This is a genomic window from Microbacterium sp. GQ128 (assembly GCF_059758615.1).
Genome location: NZ_JCAXDY010000005.1, coordinates 285,199 through 300,933 on the forward strand (window position 1 = coordinate 285,199; position 15,735 = coordinate 300,933).

Here is a 15,735-nt window from a genome sequence, read left to right on the forward strand (position 1 = left end):
GCACTGCTCACGTCTTCACGCTACTCCGGCCGATGTGCCGTCGAAGACGACGTCCCCGCGTAGGCAGGCGGCACGTTAGGCTGAGGTGTCATGCTCGAACTAGATCTCTCCGCCGAAATCCAGGCGCTCAGGCACACCTTCGGCGACATCAGCGAGGTCGTCGATGTCTCCCGTCTCCGCGACGACATCGCGCGTCTCAGCGAGGAGGCCGGCGCCCCCGACCTCTGGGACGACACCGAGAACGCGCAGAAGGTGACCAGCGCACTCAGCCACCGTCAGTCCGAGCTCGCCCGCATCACCGGCATCGCTCAGCGACTCGACGACCTCGAGGTGCTCGTGGGTCTCGCGAACGAGATGGGGGATGAGGACTCCGCGCAGGAGGCCCGCGCCGAACTCGCCGCGCTCACCGACCTCATCAACCAGCTCGAGGTGCAGACGCTGCTCGACGGCGAGTACGACGAGCGCAGCGCCATCATCACGATCCGCTCCGGTGCGGGCGGCGACGACGCCACCGACTTCGCCGAGATGCTGATGCGCATGTACCTGCGCTGGGCCGAGCGGCACAAGTACCCGGTCAAGGTCATGGACACCTCGTATGCCGAGGGCGCCGGCATCAAGTCGGCGACGTTCGAGATCGACGCGCCCTACGCCTTCGGAACCATCTCGGTCGAGGCAGGCACGCACCGCCTCGCGCGCATCAGCCCGTTCGGCTCCGCCGACAAGCGCCAGACCTCGTTCGCCGCGGTCGAGGTCATCCCGCTGATGGAGGAGGCGACCGAGGTCGACATCCCCGAGAGCGACATCCGAGTTGATGTCTTCCGTTCCTCCGGCCCCGGCGGTCAGTCGGTGAACACGACCGACTCCGCTGTGCGTCTGACGCACCTTCCTACCGGCATCGTGGTATCGATGCAGAACGAGAAGTCGCAGATCCAGAACCGCGCCGCCGCCATGCGCGTGCTGCAGACCCGCCTGCTGCTGCTGCAGAAGGAACAGGAAGCAGCGAAGAAGAAGGAGCTCGCGGGTAACATCACGGCGAGCTGGGGCGACCAGATGCGCTCGTACTTCCTCTACGGTCAGCAGCTGGTGAAGGATCTGCGCACCGGCCAGGAGTCGGGCAACCCGGCTGCGGTGTTCGACGGTGACCTGGATGATTTCATCTCCGCGGGCATCCGCTGGCGCAAGCGCAAGATCGAGGATTGAACCTAAGAAGAAGGCCCCGGATCACTCCGGGGCCTTCTTCATCGATGGTCGTCAGTACCCGGCACCCTCGAGGCTGCCGGTCACGTCTTCATAGCTGAACAGGATGCACTGGACCGCGCGATCGTCTGCGCGGGCCCAAGACGTCTCCGTCGGCTGATAGGTGTAGAAATCCAGCACCGAGTCTTCGTAGGCGATGCCGACGTATGCGTCGAACTGCGCGGCACAACCATCCCACGCCGCCTCGCCGAGAGCATCGTCGCCGGGGAACTCCTCGTCGTCGACGTCGAAGATGAAGTACACCTCGTCCGTGTGCGGCTGATCGCACGGGACGACGGGAAGCTCGTAGATCTGCCCCGTGTCCCCGTAGTCGACGAAAGGCAGGCAGTCGCCGATCTCGAGTTCGGCGAACGGCACCATGTCGGCCCCCTCGATCGAGGAGGGATCCGTGCCCTCTCCGGCTCCCTCGTCGTCATCGGCCGGGACCGAGACGGTTGCGATCAGGACCAGTGACACGGCGAACGCGAGCACCGCTCCGAGCACGGAGACCGCCAGCCCAGCGATCCCCGGCCACTTCCGGCCGCGCAGGAACAGGGAGACGAGCGACAGCACGAAACCGACGCCGAGAAGCGCCCAGCCGACGATGGAGGTCAGCGGGATGCAGGCGCAGACGACGCCGACGACCACGACTGCGAGACCGATGAGCCCGAGCACCGACACTCCGGGCGCGGGCGGCTGCGGTGCCGGCGCAACCCACGCCCCGTCGGGTACGCCGGCGCGGTCGGGCGCGATCACCCGTTCGGTCGACGCGCCCGACGGGGGCAGCGTGTAGGGCGGGGTGAACGGCGCCATGGCGGGAGTAGGCGCGTCGGAGGGAGTCGGCTCCACAGACGGTCGTTCCGGGGCCACCGGCGCTCCGTCAGAGTTCCGCACGTGTGCGGTCCACTGCGTGCCGTCCCACCACCGCAGGCTGCCGGTGCCGTCGTCGTACCAGCCGGCAGGCGTCGTCATCGGATGGTTCCGCTCGTCAGACGGCTCAGGGGGCGAAGCACGCGGTGACGGCTTCGGTATCGCCCAGCACCTCGGCGAAACCGTACGCGGCGTCGACATCCGTCAGCGTGCCGTCGCTCTCCGCGATCGCGCGCAGCGTCGAGTTGTCGAGATCGGACTCGACGAGCAGATCCGAGAGGCAGGTGATCTGCGGCTCGGTGTAGCCCTCCGTGCCCTCGGCAGCCAGGATCGCGGTCAGGCCGACCGCCACCTCGGCCGAGGTCGGACGCGTGCCGTCGTCGGTGCCGTCGGTCTCGCCCGGCTCGATGGCCTCGAACGACGGCGAGGAACTGGGCAGGTTGTTCAGCTCGTCGCTCGCGTTCTGGGCGATGGCGAAGAAGAAGACGAAGAACATCACGGCGCTGATGATGCCGCCGACCACCGAGAGGATCAGGCCGGCGATTCCCGGCCACTTCTTCCCCTTCAGGAAGAGCGAGATGAGGGAGACGATGAATCCTGCGCCGAGGAGGATGAAGCCGATGAAGCCGATCAGCGGGATGAACGCCAGGATCGTGCCGACGGCGGACAGCCCGAGTCCGACGAGTCCCAGAATCGAGAGCTTCTTGGGAGCTTCCGGTTCTGTCTGGAGGTAGGGCCCGGCCGCCGGATAGGCGGGCTGCGCATCCGCACCCGGGTAGGCCGGCGCGGTGCCCGGGTAGCTCGACGCGGGCTGGTCGGGTGTGGCCGGTGCGGAGTACGCGGGGACATCGTCGCCGAGTGGCGTGGTCGCCGCGGTCGGCGCCTCGGCGGAGTCGTGGAGCACGGTGTCATCGGTGGACGGCGCTTCCGGTGCGTCGTAAGACGGCGCTTCGCCGGCGGCGGGAGCCTCGGTCGGCGTCTCGATCGCGGACGATCCCTCCGCTGCTACCGGTGCTTCCGATGCCGAGTCGGCCTCGGTCGCGGAGGCGTCCGGAGCGAAGTGCTCCGTCCACTGCTGACCGTCCCACCACCGCTGGCGTCCGCTGCCGTCGTCGTACCAACCTGCTGGTGTCGTGCTCATGGGTCCCCCTCGAAGACGATTCGGCCGCTCCATGGTGCGACCGCACCCTTATGTATAGCAGTGGCCGGTGACTTCCCAGGGTGTTCAAGATGGGGAGCAGTCCCCATCGTCTCCCGAAGCGGACGCGCCGGTGCGGGGTGTCGCTCGCGGTGAGCCGGAGGGCCGCGCTTAGGCTCGAAGCGTCATGATTCGGTTCGAGAACGTCACGAAACGCTACCGCGGGACGTCGAAGCCCGCCCTCTCCGGTGTCGACTTCGAAGTGCAACGCGGGGAATTCGTCTTCCTCGTCGGCGCCTCGGGCTCCGGCAAGTCCTCCTGTCTTCGCCTGATCCTGCGCGAGGACGTGCCGACGGCAGGCCGTGTCGCCGTGCTCGGCCGGGACCTCCGCTCGCTCGCCAACCGCAAGGTGCCCTACTTCCGGCGCCACATCGGTTCGGTGTTCCAGGACTTCCGCCTGCTGCCGTCGAAGACCGTCTACCAGAACGTCGCCTTCACCCTGCAGGTGACCGGCTCCTCGCGCGGCTTCATCCAACAGGCCGTACCCGAGGCGCTCGCGCTCGTCGGCCTCGACGGCAAGCAGAAGCGCATGCCGCACGAACTCTCCGGCGGAGAGCAGCAGCGCGTCGCGATCGCTCGCGCCCTCGTCAACCGTCCGCAGGTTCTGCTCGCCGACGAGCCCACCGGCAACCTCGACCCCGCGACCTCCGTCGACATCATGCAGCTGCTGGCCCGTATCAACGCCGGAGGCACGACCGTCCTGATGGCCACGCACGAGGCCGGCTTCGTCGACCAGATGCAGCGCCGAGTGATCGAGCTGCGTGACGGAGAGATGGTGCGAGACGAGGTGCACGGTGGCTACGGCGACACGTCCAACATCCCGCGTCTCGTGCCGGAGCAGGTGCGCGGTGCGGCCGCAGCAGCGGCACTGACGGCGGTGCAGGAGGTCCAGCGCCAGACGGCGGACCTCTCCTCGGTCCGCGCGGCCCTCGCCGAGGAGCTCAGCTCGCAGCGGAAGGCCGCCGCCGCGGAAAGCGGGTCGGCTGCAGCTGCAGACGCCCCTCAGACGGTCGAGCCGCCGGAGGCGCCCTCCGTGCCGGAGCCCGAGACGGTCGCTGATGTCGTCGAGCCGCCTGTGGTGGAACCGCCCGCTGTCGTCGAGCCGCCGACCGCGGTGGAGCCGCCGGCGGTCGTCCGACCTCGCTCCCACCCGATCACCCTCCCGACCGTCGACGTCGCCGAGCTCGGAGTCGCCGACCGACTCGGACTCTCGGATGAAGACGACGAGGAAGTGGGCCCGACCTCATGAGAATCGGACTCATCCTGACCGAGGCCCTGGGTGGCCTTCGGCGGAACATCTCGATGGTCATCTCGGTGATCCTCGTCACCTTCGTATCTCTCACCTTCGTCGGTGCGGCGATCCTGATGCAGTCGCAGATCGGTGTGATGCGGGGTTACTGGGCCGAGCGTGCCCAGGTCGCCGTGTACATGTGCTCCGCGGTCTCGGAATCCGACACGTGCATCGACGGTGCCGCGAGCGAGGAACAGGTCGCCGCAGTTCGCGCGCAGCTCGAAGGGGACGCGCTGGCGCCGCTCATCAGCTCGCTGACCTTCGACACCAAGGAGGACACGTACGCCAAGCTCGTCGACCAGCTCGGCGAGGATCAGGCGAGTGTCCTCACGGCCGACCAGGCGTTCGAGGTCTTCTTCGTGACGATGAAAGACCCGGGGCAGTCGCAGGTGCTCACCGAGGCATTCAGCGGCCAGGCCGGGGTGGAGCAGGTCAAGGATCAGCTCCAATATCTGGAACCCCTGTTCTCCGCCCTGACCGTCGCGACGTACATCGCCGTCGGCATCGCCGTGCTCATGCTGATTGCGGCGACCCTGCTGATAGGCACGACGATCCGGTTGTCCGCGTATGCGCGGCGCAAGGAGATCGGCATCATGCGGCTCGTCGGTGCCTCGAACCGGTTCATCCAGACACCGTTCGTGCTCGAAGGCGTGTTCGCCGCGTTCCTCGGCTCGGCGCTGGCCAGTGCCGCGGTCGTGGCCGGGATGCACTTCGGAGTGAACGGCTACCTGCGCGGTCGGGTCCCGTTCATCACGACGTGGGTGACGATGCAGGATGCGATGCTCGTGGTGCCGGTGCTGATCGGCATCGGCATCGTGCTGGCCGCGCTGTCCGCCGGCTTCGCGATCAGGCGCTGGCTCCGTACCTGATATCCTGAAAGGCTGCTCGGTCGGAACGATCGATCGAGCTCATCACGGCAACAGGAGAGCATCATGCCCAGGGAACGCGGAGAGAAGGTCGTCGCGACCAATCGTCGCGCACGTCACGACTACACGATCGAGAAGTCGTACGAAGCGGGGATGGTGCTCACCGGCACCGAGGTCAAGTCGCTGCGCCAGGGGCGCGCCAACCTCAGCGACGGCTACGCGTTCGTGAAGGGCAACGAGGTCTTCCTCGACTCCGTGCACATCCCGGAGTACTCCCAGGGCCACTGGACCAACCACTCCGCGAAGCGCATCCGCAAGCTGCTGCTGCATCGCGAGGAGATCGCCAAGATCGCGCATGCCGTCTCGGCGGGTGGATACACCCTGATCCCGCTGAAGCTCTATTTCTCCGACGGCCGGGCCAAGGTCGAGATCGCCCTCGCCAAGGGAAAGCGCGAATACGACAAGCGTCAGACCCTGCGCGAGCGCCAGGACACCCGCGAGGCGGATCGTGCCATGCGCCTGCGCAATCGCGTGGGCGAGTAGCGGCCGGTCGTCACAGCGTCGGCTCGAACCCGAACACGCGGCCGAGGAAGGTCAGCTCGCGCTCGAGCGCGTCGATGATCGTGTCAGCGCTGCGGAAGCCGTGCCCCTCAGCGGGGTAGAGGGCGTATTCGTGGTCGACGCCCCGCGCGGCCAGCGCGTCTCTGATCGCCTCGGACTGCGACGGCGGGACCACCCGGTCCTCCCCGCCCTGCAGCAGCAGCACGGGGACTCCGATGCGATCCGCATGGGTGAGTGGTGATCTTTCGACGTAGACATCCTCGTACTCGGGGAGGGGCCCCACGAGACCGTCGATGTATGACGCCTCGAAATCGTGGGTCTCGGCGACCAGCATCCGCAGGTCGGCCACGCCGTAGCGGCTGATTCCCGCGGCGAAGGCTCCGCCGCGTACCAGCGCGGACAGCACCGTCCAGCCGCCCGCGGAACCTCCGCGGATGGCGATGCGCGACGGATCGGCGAGCCCGGCATCCGCGAGGCCCTGCGCGGCGGCGATCACGTCATCGACGTCCACGACCCCCCACCGGCCGTCCAGACGTTCGCGGTAGGCGCGCCCATAGCCGGTGGACCCGCCGTAGTTGACGTCGAGCACCCCGATGCCGCGGCTCGTATAGAACGCGTTGGCTGCCGACGCCGCACCGGTGACGTGAGCGGTCGGCCCGCCGTGCACCAGCACCACGTACGGAGGGAGTTCATCGGCGGAGGCTGTCGCGTCGGGGTTCGCCGGCGGGTACGCGAAAGCGTGCACCACGCCGTGCCGCCCGTCGACGTCGATCGGCAGGGCATGCGGCATCCAGTCGGCATCCACGGGCTCGCCTCCACGCACCGCGACGGTCTCGCCGGAGTCCACATCGACGCACCACAGGCCGGCGGTCACCCCGGAGCCGTTGCCGGAGAGCAGCACGCGGGAACCGTCGACGTCGTCGACGCTGACGTGTCCGTCGGCCGGGACATCGATCGGGTGCACGACGCCGTCCGGAGCGATCACGACGATCTCGTCGCGCCCGTTGGTGCGGACCGCGACGATCCGCTCGTCGGCGAGCGGCCGATACCAGCGGTTGCCGAGCACCCAGAGTCCGTAGCCGGTGTCGGCGTCGCTCGGGGTGAGCGCGCGCGGTGCGCCGAGCGGTGAGAATCCGTCGAGCTCGATGCGGTACAGGCCCCAGCGGTCGTCCGGATCATCGGCGAACACCAGCTCCGCGTCGCTGAGCCACTCGGGCTGCAGCGCGGCTCGAGTGGGGATCTCGTGCACATCGCCGCCGTCGCTCTTCGCGATCTGCAGGTGCGCGGCCTCCCACGGCATCCGTCCGCGGTTCCAGGCGACCCAGGCGATGCGGGTTCCGTCCGGCGAGAGCGCGGGATGTGCGAAGAAACCGTCGCCCTCGACGATCACTCGAATTCCGGACGGGTCCTCCGCCGCGGAGCCGTCGATCGGGATCTCGACGATCGCGCGGGTGTGCGGCGCGGTCGACAGATCTTCGCGCACCGCGAGCAGACGGCCTTGCTGCACGCGGAGGCCGCCGTGCGACGGTCCCGCCGGTGTCAGCGGAACGGGCTCGGCCCCGGGTGCCATGCGATGCACACGCTGATCGCCGGCATCGACGAAGTACAGGGTGCCTGCGGCATCGGCGGTCCATGCTCCGCCTCCGTACTCGTGCACGCGGGAGCGCGCGCTCCAGGGAGCCGGGAGGATCTCGGCTCCGGAAGAGCTTCGCACCGTGACCCGCCCCTTCTCGGCGGGCACGGATTCCCCCCACCAGATCACGGAGCCGACGAAGCGCGCCCCGTCGATCCGCGGGGAGGACGCCGCGACGGAGGCCGCGGAGAAGGGTGAGGGCCAGGAACCGTACGGGGACGACATGCCTCGAGCCTATGGCGGACGTCAGACGGCGCGCAGCACCGCCACGACCTTGCCGAGCACCACGGACTCATCGCCGAGGATGGGCTCGAAGGAGGAGTTGCGGGGGAGGAGCCAGGTGTGGCCGTCGCGACGGCGGAGCACCTTGACGGTGGCCTCGCCGTCGAGCATCGCGGCCACGATCTCGCCGTTCTCCGCATTGTTCTGCGAGCGCACGACGACCCAGTCGCCGTCGCAGATCGCGGCGTCGATCATCGACTCTCCCGAGACCTTGAGCATGAAGAGGTCTCCCTTGCCCACCAGCTGACGGGGGAGGGGGAAGATCTCCTCCACCTGCTGATCGGCGGTGATCGGCACGCCGGCGGCGATGCGACCGACCAGGGGCACCAGCGCCGCGTCGCCGACCGGGGTCGCCACGTCGGCGGGATTCTCGCCGCTGGCGCCGGGGAGGTCGATCAGGACCTCCATCGCACGCGTCTTGCCCGGGTCGCGCCGGAGGTAGCCGCTCAGTTCGAGCTGACCGAGCTGGTGGGTCACGCTCGAGAGGGACTTCAGGCCGACGGCGTCGCCGATCTCGCGCATGCTCGGCGGGTAGCCGTGGTGGGCGATGGAGTTCTGGATGACCTCGAGGATCGCCATCTGCTTGGGGCTCAGGCTCTTGCGGCGGCGCGTCCGCGGTGCCTCCGACTCGGGGGCCGAGTTCTCGCTCATGGTGCTCCTTAAGTGCGGTGTTCCGACGTCGCTCTTCGAATGTCGGAGGCCCGTGGTGTGGTGTTCTCATCGAAACCGTATCCGAGAAACGGCCCGATCTGGAAGATCTGTTCGAGCGTGTCGGCATAATCGTGCATCCGGTTTCGAAGACAACTTGACAGATGTTCGAACTCGAAGATATCTTCGGTACGTAGCTTCGCATTCACGGCTCCCGGCCGAGACGGGAATGCGAACGCTACGCCAACTTCCCCGGCAGCCTCACCGCTCCGGGACAGGCTAAGGAGCACCACATGAGCAGCATCGGCTTCAGCACCGCAGCAGTCATCCCGGCGTCGACCCGTCCTTCGACGCGACTCCGACTGACCACGCGTGGCCGCGCCGTGCTGCTGGCGCTCGCCTCCGTGCCGCTCGCGATCGGCATCGCCTTCGCCGCACTCAGCGGCGGAAGCGCGATCGCCTCGGATGCAGACACGGCAGCCGTCGGCGTCGAGACCGTGACCGTCATGCCCGGCGACACTCTCTGGTCGATCGCCACCGGGGTCGCCCCCGACGCCGACCCGCGCGACGTCATCGGTGAGATCAGCCGGATGAATCTGCTGCGTGGCGGCGAGCTCCAGATCGGCCAGACGCTCGCCATCCCGGCCCAGTACGCCAACTGATCCCGTCGCGGCGGCGCTGCGGCAACTTTGCGTCATCGACTCCACGCGCCGCTTAGCATGGGAAGGGTGACCCTCTCCCTCAACGATCTCCCGCTACGTGATGATCTTCGCGGACTGACGCCCTACGGCGCTCCGCAGGCGCCGCTCCCGATCGCCCTCAACGTGAACGAGAACACGCATCCCATCCCGGAAGCGGTCGCGAGCGACATCCTCGACGACATCGCCCTGGCGATGCGTGACGTGAATCGGTACCCGGATCGGGAGTTCACCACGTTGCGCGAGGCGTTCGCGGAGTACCTGGGGCACGGGCTCTCCGCGGAGCAGATCTGGGCGGGCAACGGCTCGAACGAGGTGCTCCAGCACATCCTGCAGGCCTTCGGTGGCCCCGGGCGCACTGCCTTCGGCTTCGCGCCGACGTACTCGATGTACCCACTCATCGCGCAGGGCACGGGCGCGCGCTGGATCGCCGGGACGAGGCAGCCCGACTACACGATCACGCCAGAGGAAGCTGTCGAGCAGGTGCGCGCAGCCGACCCCGACGTGATCATCCTCTGTTCGCCGAACAACCCGACAGGAACTCCGCTCGGCCTGGACGTCGTCGAAGCCGTGTACGAAGCGGCGCGGGGCATCGTGATCGTCGACGAGGCCTACCAGGAGTTCGCACCGCACGACGCGCCTTCCGCGCTGACGCTGCTCGACGGGCGCCCGCGCCTGGCGGTCTCCCGCACCATGAGCAAGGCCTTCGCCTTCGCAGGGGCCCGAGTCGGGTATCTGGCGGCGGACCCGACGTTCATCGATGCGCTGCGATTGGTCCGCTTGCCGTATCACCTGAGCACGCTCACGCAGGCTGCGGCCGTCGCCGCGCTGCGCAATTCCGACGTGATGCTCGGCATGGTCGAGGAGATCGTCGAACAACGCGATCGCATCACCGCGACCCTCGAGGCCCTCGGCTACGCACCCCACGAATCCTGGTCGAACTTCGTCCTCTTCGGCGGCGTCGCCGACCCGCGGGCGACGTGGCAGCAGCTCTACGATCGCGGTGTGCTCGTGCGTGACGTCGGGATCCCCGGTCACCTCAGGGTCAGCGCGGGCACCGAGGCCGAGACCACCGCGTTCCTCGATGCTCTGGCCTCGATAGGATCGGCATCATGAGCACCCCGTCACCGACCCCGCGCACCGCGAGCCGCGTGCGCAGCACGTCGGAGTCCACCGTCGAACTCGAGCTGAACCTCGACGGCACCGGCGCGAGCCGCATCGACACCTCGGTGCCGTTCTTCGACCACATGCTCACCGCCTTCGCGAAGCACTCGCTGACCGACCTGACCGTGCGCGCGTCCGGCGACACGAACATCGACGCACACCACACCGTGGAGGACGTGTCGATCGTGCTCGGGCAGGCGATCCTCGAGGCGCTGGGGGACAAGTCCGGCATCTCCCGTTACGGCGATGCCCTCGTCCCGCTCGACGAGGCCCTCGCGCAGGCGGTCGTGGACATCTCAGGGCGCCCGTACCTCGTGCACACCGGGGAGCCCGCAGGTTTCGAGCACCACCTGATCGGCGGGCACTTCACCGGCTCGCTGGTGCGGCACTCGTTCGAGGCGATCACCTTCAACGCTGCGCTGACCGTGCACGTGCGCGTGCTCGGCGGCCGCGACCCGCACCACATCGCCGAGGCGGAGTACAAGGCGTTCGCACGAGCCTTCCGGCAGGCCAAGGCGCTCGACCCGCTGGTCGACGGCATTCCATCCACCAAGGGCGCACTGTGAGCACTTCACCCCGCGTCGCCGTCTTCGACTACGAGTCCGGCAACGTCCACTCGGCGGTCAAGGCGCTGGCCGCGGCCGGCGCGGATGCCGTGCTGACGCGCGATCGCAAGGTCGCACTCGAGGCCGATGGCCTCCTGGTGCCGGGGGTCGGTGCGTTCCAGGCGGTTCGTGACGCGCTGCACGCGCACGGCGGCGACGAGATCGTCGACCGCCGTCTGGCCGGCGGGCGACCGGTGCTCGGGATCTGCGTCGGCATGCAGGTCCTCTTCGAGCACGGCGTCGAGCGCGGGCACGACACCGCGGGCCTCGGCGAGTGGCCAGGAGCTGTCACCGAGCTCAACGCACCCGTCCTGCCGCACATGGGCTGGAACACCGTCGAGCCCGGCGCCGACAGTGTTCTCTTCCGCGGCCTGGAGCAGGAGCGCTTCTACTTCGTGCACTCGTATGCTGCGCAGTCCTGGGAGCTCGACGTCATCCCGCCGTTCCCCGAGCCCGTGCTGACGTGGACGACCTACGGCGATCCCTTCCTCGCGGCCGTCGAGAACGGACCGCTCTCGGCGACCCAGTTCCACCCGGAGAAGTCGGGCGAAGCGGGCATCCAGCTGCTGCGCAACTGGGTCGGGAGCCTCTGACCCCCACCGTGGACGTCATCCGTTTTGTCACCCGCCGTCCGGCGGACTACCCTCGACTCTCGTGCCCGTTCCGGGCTGCAGACCTTCCCTAGCCAAGGACCCCATGAACGACTTCGCGCAGTCTCCCTCGCTCACGCTCCTTCCCGCGGTCGATGTCGCCGGGGGCAAGGCCGTCCGCCTCACCCAGGGGGAGGCCGGAACCGAGACGAGCTACGGCGACCCGCTCGACGCCGCGGGGGAGTGGGCAGCGCAAGGCGCGAAGTGGATCCACCTCGTCGACCTCGACGCCGCCTTCGGTCGCGGGAGCAACGCGCCGATCCTGCGCAAGGTGATCAAGCAGTTCAAGGGCGTCAACATCGAGCTCTCCGGCGGCATCCGCGACGACGCGACCCTCGAGGCCGCGCTCGAGAGCGGCGCCACCCGCATCAACCTCGGCACGGCCGCTCTGGAGAACCCCGAGTGGGCCGCCGATGTGATCGGTCGCTACGGCGAAGCGATCGCGGTGGGCCTCGACGTGCGCGGGACGACCCTCGCGGCACGCGGCTGGACCAAGGAGGGTGGAGACCTCTGGGAGGTCCTCGACCGCCTGGAGGATGCCGGGTGCAGCCGCTACGTGGTCACCGACGTGACCAAGGACGGCACGCTCCGCGGCCCGAACCTCGAGCTCCTCCGCGAAGTGACCTCGCGCACGCCGAAGCCGGTCGTCGCGTCCGGCGGGATCTCCAACCTCGACGACATCGCCGCGCTCCGTGACCTCGTGCCCCTGGGCGTCGAGGGTGCGATCGTCGGCAAGGCCCTGTACGCCGGCGCGTTCACGCTGGCTGAGGCACTGGATGTCGCAGGAGACTGACGCGCACGCCTGCGGGCCCGAGTCGCGCGATCAGGGCGACTCGGCCGGCGTTCCCTGGGAGGGACGCAGCTTCGAGTCGAACCCGCATGCGGCGGACGACGGATCGGCCGACCCGGCGCTGCTCGCCGCACTGCAGCGTTTCCGTGCGGGCGAGGGCAGCCAGGTTGAAGTCGTCGACGCATTCCGTGCTGCTCGCGTGCTGATCCCGCTCATCGCCGAGAAGGGCGAGGAGGGCGTCGCGCCGAACGGTCTCGCCGTCGACAAGACGCAGGAGCTGTCGATCGTCACGGTCGCGGCCCCCGACGGGCGGCGGGTGCAGCCGGTGTTCTCGTCCGTCCAGGCCATGCAGAAGTGGGATCCCACCGCACGCCCCATTCCCGTGGAGGCGCTCCGGGCGGCGCTGGCGGCATCGGCCGAAGACACCGACCTGATCGTGCTCGACCCGACCTCCGACACGGAGTTCGTGATCCGGCGCCCCGCCGTCTGGGCGATCGCGCAGGAGCATGCCTGGGAGCCGAGCTTCCTCTCCACCGAGGTCTACACCGCGCTCCAGGAGAGTGTGGCCCACGAACTGGCCGTGATCGACGTGGCGGTGGCGTCCGGAGACCCCGACGCACGGCTGCGTGGCCCGGAGCTGATCGTGGTCCTGGAACTCGTCGACGGTCTGGAGCGCGAGGTGCTCGATTCCGTGCTCTCGCGTCTGGCTCAGCGCTGGGCGTCGGACGACCGCATCGCCGTGCTCGCGGACTCCCTCACCGTGAAGCTCCGCCGCAGCGTCTGAACGCGTTCGCTACCATCGGGGCATGCTCCGTGGTGTGATGCGTGCCATCGCGATCGTCGTGCTTCTCGGCGGCGCGCTGACGACCACGACGGGGTGCGTGACCTTCGGTGCCTGTCCGGCGATCGGATGGACGAACGCCGTCGCGCTCGACACCAGCGCCGTCGCGGGGGTGGTGTCGGTGCAGTTCTGCGTCGAGGGGGAGTGTTCCCCGGCTCCGGGTACAGAGCCGACTTCGTCGACCAATCTGTTCATGGTGACACCGCAGGACGATGGGACGTGGGTGCTCGGGCTCGACATGTCGACCCCCGACGTCATCGACCTCCGCCTGTTCGACGCCCAGAACACGCTCATCCACGAGTCCGAGGTATCGATCTCGTGGACGCACTCGACCGAGCCGTGCGGTGGCCCCGCCACGGCGGATCCGATCGTCGTCGAACCCTGAACTAGTTGACCGGCCCGGTCCACTTCTCGCCCGGACCCTTGCCGATGGGGTCGGGGATCGAGGAGGCTTCGCGGAACGCGAGCTGCAGGGAGCGGAGGCCGTCGCGCAGCGAGCGCGCGTGCATGTCGCTGATCTCCGGTGCGCCGGCCGTGATGAGTCCGGCGAGGGCGTTGATGAGCTTGCGGGCCTCATCGAGGTCGAGTTGCGCCGCCGCGTCGGGGTCGTCGGCGAGGCCGAGCTTGACGGCTGCCGCGCTCATGAGGTGCACGGCCGCGGTGGTGATCACCTCGACAGCGGGTACGTCGGCGATGTCTCGAGTGGCCGACGATGCGGCCTCCTCCTGACGTGCCCAGCGCTCTTCGCGCTCGCGTGCGGCCTCGTCCGGTGCCTGGTTCGTCACTTCGCCTTGCTTTCTGTTAGACTTTGGCGGGCTCCGGAGCGTCATGCTCCGGATCGAAAGAGGATTCACTTCCCACCCGCGCTTGCCGTTCAAGGCTACCGGGTCTTGCACTCCACCGGCTCCGTTCGCAAGACGGACCCGGCAGGCAGGGTGCGGAGCCGGCGTCTGAATGCCGGTGGGTGGGACGATTCCGATTTCGCCCGTGATGCAGACAGCATCGCGGTGGCCGAATCACATCGTCTAAGGAGTTCCGCATCAGCGATCCCCGTACCAATGAGCGCATCCGCGTCCCCGAGGTCCGCCTCGTCGGCCCCGCGGGTGAGCAGATCGGCGTCGTCCGCATCGAGGCAGCGCTGCGCCTCGCGCAGGAAGCCGATCTCGACCTCGTCGAGGTCGCCCCCAACTCGAAGCCGCCCGTCGTCAAGATCATGGACTACGGCAAATTCAAGTACGAGGCCGCCCAGAAGGAAAAGGAAGCGCGCCGCAACCAGGCGAACACGATCCTCAAGGAAGTCCGCTTCCGTCTGAAGATCGAGGCTCACGACTACACGACCAAGCTGAAGCGTGCCGAGGGCTTCCTCAAGGCCGGCGACAAGGTCAAGGCCATGATCCTGTTCCGCGGTCGCGAGCAGTCGCGTCCTGAACAGGGTGTGCGTCTGCTGCGCAAGTTCGCCGAAGACGTGGCCGAGCTCGGAACGGTCGAGTCGAACCCGACCATCGACGGACGCAACATGGTCATGATCGTTGCTCCGCTGAAGAGCAAGTCCGAGGCCAAGCAGGAGCAGAACGCGGTTCGCGACGCACAGCGCGCAGCGAACAAGCAGGCTTCCCGCGACGCCAAGAGCGATGCCGACGCACCGGCAGCAGCTGCCGCGGAGTAGATCCGCCCCCAGAACTCCCGCACCGCGGGTTGACACCGTCGCCTGAGAAGGCGCCATACGAAGGAAGAGAAGATGCCGAAGCAGAAGACCCACTCGGGTGCTAAGAAGCGCTTCAAGATCACCGGCAGCGGAAAGCTGAAGAAGCAGCAGGCCGGGATGCGCCACAACCTCGAGCACAAGTCGAGCCGTCGCACCCGTCGTCTGAACCAGGACCAGGTGCTCTCGAAGGCTGACACCAAGGTCGCGAAGAAGCTTCTCGGCCGCTGACGCGCCCGACGCACGATAGGAACACAGGAAAATGGCAAGAGTCAAGCGGGCAGTAAACGCCCACAAGAAGCGCCGGGTCATCCTCGAGCGCGCAAAGGGTTACCGCGGTCAGCGTTCGCGCCTCTACCGCAAGGCCAAAGAGCAGGTCATCCACTCGCTGGTCTACTCGTACCGTGACCGTCGCAAGCGCAAGGGTGACTTCCGTCGCCTCTGGATCCAGCGCATCAACGCTGCGGCTCGCCAGAACGGCATCACGTACAACCGCTTCATCCAGGGCCTCGGCCTCGCGGGTGTCACCGTCGACCGTCGCATGCTCGCCGACCTTGCGGTCAACGACGCTGCCACGTTCACGACGCTGGTCGAGACGGCGAAGAAGGCTCTGCCCTCCGACGTCAACGCACCGAAGTCGGCTGCGTAAGCATCTCGCTCTGAACGGGCGTCTTCCTTCGGGGAGGCGCCCGTTTCGCGT

The 15,735-nt window shown here is 68.1% G+C and carries 19 protein-coding genes; 14 read left to right on the forward strand and 5 right to left on the reverse strand.

The features are described from left to right. Positions 1-90 precede the first annotated feature (90 nt). The gene (prfB, locus tag AC6CHX_RS17320; protein WP_029260598.1) at positions 91-1,200 is read left to right on the forward strand and encodes a peptide chain release factor 2; all 1,110 of its coding nucleotides are present in this window, start codon (positions 91-93) and stop codon (positions 1,198-1,200) included. 51 nt (positions 1,201-1,251) lie between these two features. Here the strand turns inward: prfB and AC6CHX_RS17325 are convergent, their stop codons facing one another. Both AC6CHX_RS17325 and AC6CHX_RS17330 read right to left on the reverse strand, forming a co-directional pair. After that, complete coding sequence (locus AC6CHX_RS17325) at positions 1,252-2,208, reverse strand: DUF2510 domain-containing protein (RefSeq protein ID WP_498273819.1); 957 nt, start codon at positions 2,206-2,208, stop codon at positions 1,252-1,254. Between the two features lie 25 nt (positions 2,209-2,233). Beyond that, positions 2,234-3,247 carry a DUF2510 domain-containing protein gene (locus AC6CHX_RS17330; RefSeq protein WP_498273820.1) on the reverse strand — a complete coding sequence of 338 codons (1,014 nt, stop codon included), beginning with the start codon at positions 3,245-3,247 and terminating at the stop codon, positions 2,234-2,236. Positions 3,248-3,431: 184 nt separating this feature from the next. Between AC6CHX_RS17330 and ftsE the strand changes: the two genes are divergently transcribed. The 3 genes from ftsE to smpB all read left to right on the forward strand — a co-directional run bounded on the left by ftsE (position 3,432) and on the right by smpB (position 6,004). Then, positions 3,432-4,553, forward strand: coding sequence for a cell division ATP-binding protein FtsE (ftsE, locus tag AC6CHX_RS17335; RefSeq protein WP_498273821.1), 1,122 nt, complete (start codon positions 3,432-3,434; stop codon positions 4,551-4,553). Further along, positions 4,550-5,464: a permease-like cell division protein FtsX gene (gene ftsX, locus AC6CHX_RS17340; RefSeq protein ID WP_136041703.1), complete on the forward strand. Its 915-nt coding sequence runs from the start codon at positions 4,550-4,552 to the stop codon at positions 5,462-5,464. The genes ftsE and ftsX overlap by 4 nt, the downstream gene beginning before the upstream one ends. Positions 5,465-5,527: 63 nt before the next feature. Beyond that, positions 5,528-6,004, forward strand: coding sequence for an SsrA-binding protein SmpB (gene smpB, locus AC6CHX_RS17345; protein ID WP_021199784.1), 477 nt, complete (start codon positions 5,528-5,530; stop codon positions 6,002-6,004). 10 nt (positions 6,005-6,014) lie between these two features. Here the strand turns inward: smpB and AC6CHX_RS17350 are convergent, their stop codons facing one another. Together AC6CHX_RS17350 and lexA are read right to left on the reverse strand one after the other, a co-directional pair. Further along, complete coding sequence (locus AC6CHX_RS17350) at positions 6,015-7,880, reverse strand: S9 family peptidase (RefSeq protein WP_498273822.1); 1,866 nt, start codon at positions 7,878-7,880, stop codon at positions 6,015-6,017. A gap of 21 nt (positions 7,881-7,901) precedes the next feature. Continuing rightward, entirely contained in the window at positions 7,902-8,588 is a 687-nt protein-coding gene (gene lexA / locus AC6CHX_RS17355; RefSeq protein ID WP_029262496.1) for a transcriptional repressor LexA, read from the reverse strand. Positions 8,589-8,878: 290 nt separating this feature from the next. Here lexA and AC6CHX_RS17360 point away from each other — a divergent pair, with 290 nt between their 5' ends. From AC6CHX_RS17360 to AC6CHX_RS17390, 7 genes are all read left to right on the forward strand, one after another. Continuing rightward, complete coding sequence (locus tag AC6CHX_RS17360) at positions 8,879-9,247, forward strand: LysM peptidoglycan-binding domain-containing protein (protein WP_498273823.1); 369 nt, start codon at positions 8,879-8,881, stop codon at positions 9,245-9,247. A gap of 66 nt (positions 9,248-9,313) precedes the next feature. After that, the gene (locus tag AC6CHX_RS17365; protein WP_498273824.1) at positions 9,314-10,399 is read left to right on the forward strand and encodes a histidinol-phosphate transaminase; all 1,086 of its coding nucleotides are present in this window, start codon (positions 9,314-9,316) and stop codon (positions 10,397-10,399) included. Then, complete coding sequence (hisB, locus tag AC6CHX_RS17370) at positions 10,396-11,013, forward strand: imidazoleglycerol-phosphate dehydratase HisB (RefSeq protein ID WP_498273825.1); 618 nt, start codon at positions 10,396-10,398, stop codon at positions 11,011-11,013. Before AC6CHX_RS17365 ends, hisB begins: the two co-directional genes overlap by 4 nt. Then, on the forward strand, positions 11,010-11,645 hold the full coding sequence (hisH, locus tag AC6CHX_RS17375) for an imidazole glycerol phosphate synthase subunit HisH (RefSeq protein ID WP_498273826.1): 636 nt from the start codon (positions 11,010-11,012) through the stop codon (positions 11,643-11,645). The genes hisB and hisH overlap by 4 nt, the downstream gene beginning before the upstream one ends. 103 nt (positions 11,646-11,748) lie before the next feature. Further along, complete coding sequence (priA, locus tag AC6CHX_RS17380; RefSeq protein ID WP_136041697.1) at positions 11,749-12,495, forward strand: bifunctional 1-(5-phosphoribosyl)-5-((5-phosphoribosylamino)methylideneamino)imidazole-4-carboxamide isomerase/phosphoribosylanthranilate isomerase PriA; 747 nt, start codon at positions 11,749-11,751, stop codon at positions 12,493-12,495. Then, on the forward strand, positions 12,479-13,276 hold the full coding sequence (locus AC6CHX_RS17385; RefSeq protein WP_498273827.1) for an SseB family protein: 798 nt from the start codon (positions 12,479-12,481) through the stop codon (positions 13,274-13,276). The genes priA and AC6CHX_RS17385 overlap by 17 nt, the downstream gene beginning before the upstream one ends. Positions 13,277-13,298: 22 nt before the next feature. Next, positions 13,299-13,718 carry a hypothetical protein gene (locus tag AC6CHX_RS17390; protein WP_498273828.1) on the forward strand — a complete coding sequence of 140 codons (420 nt, stop codon included), beginning with the start codon at positions 13,299-13,301 and terminating at the stop codon, positions 13,716-13,718. A gap of 1 nt (position 13,719) precedes the next feature. Here the strand turns inward: AC6CHX_RS17390 and AC6CHX_RS17395 are convergent, their stop codons facing one another. After that, positions 13,720-14,118, reverse strand: a complete 399-nt coding sequence (locus tag AC6CHX_RS17395) for a DUF1844 domain-containing protein (protein ID WP_116636340.1) — start codon at positions 14,116-14,118, stop codon at positions 13,720-13,722. Positions 14,119-14,372: 254 nt separating this feature from the next. On the opposite strand from AC6CHX_RS17395, the gene infC reads away from it, so the two are divergent. The 3 genes from infC (at position 14,373) to rplT (ending at position 15,684) form a co-directional block, all read left to right on the forward strand. Beyond that, positions 14,373-14,999, forward strand: coding sequence for a translation initiation factor IF-3 (gene infC / locus AC6CHX_RS17400; RefSeq protein WP_136041694.1), 627 nt, complete (start codon positions 14,373-14,375; stop codon positions 14,997-14,999). 72 nt (positions 15,000-15,071) lie between these two features. Beyond that, complete coding sequence (gene rpmI, locus AC6CHX_RS17405) at positions 15,072-15,266, forward strand: 50S ribosomal protein L35 (RefSeq protein ID WP_017828564.1); 195 nt, start codon at positions 15,072-15,074, stop codon at positions 15,264-15,266. Between the two features lie 31 nt (positions 15,267-15,297). After that, positions 15,298-15,684 carry a 50S ribosomal protein L20 gene (gene rplT / locus AC6CHX_RS17410; RefSeq protein ID WP_029262486.1) on the forward strand — a complete coding sequence of 129 codons (387 nt, stop codon included), beginning with the start codon at positions 15,298-15,300 and terminating at the stop codon, positions 15,682-15,684. Positions 15,685-15,735: the final 51 nt, after the last annotated feature.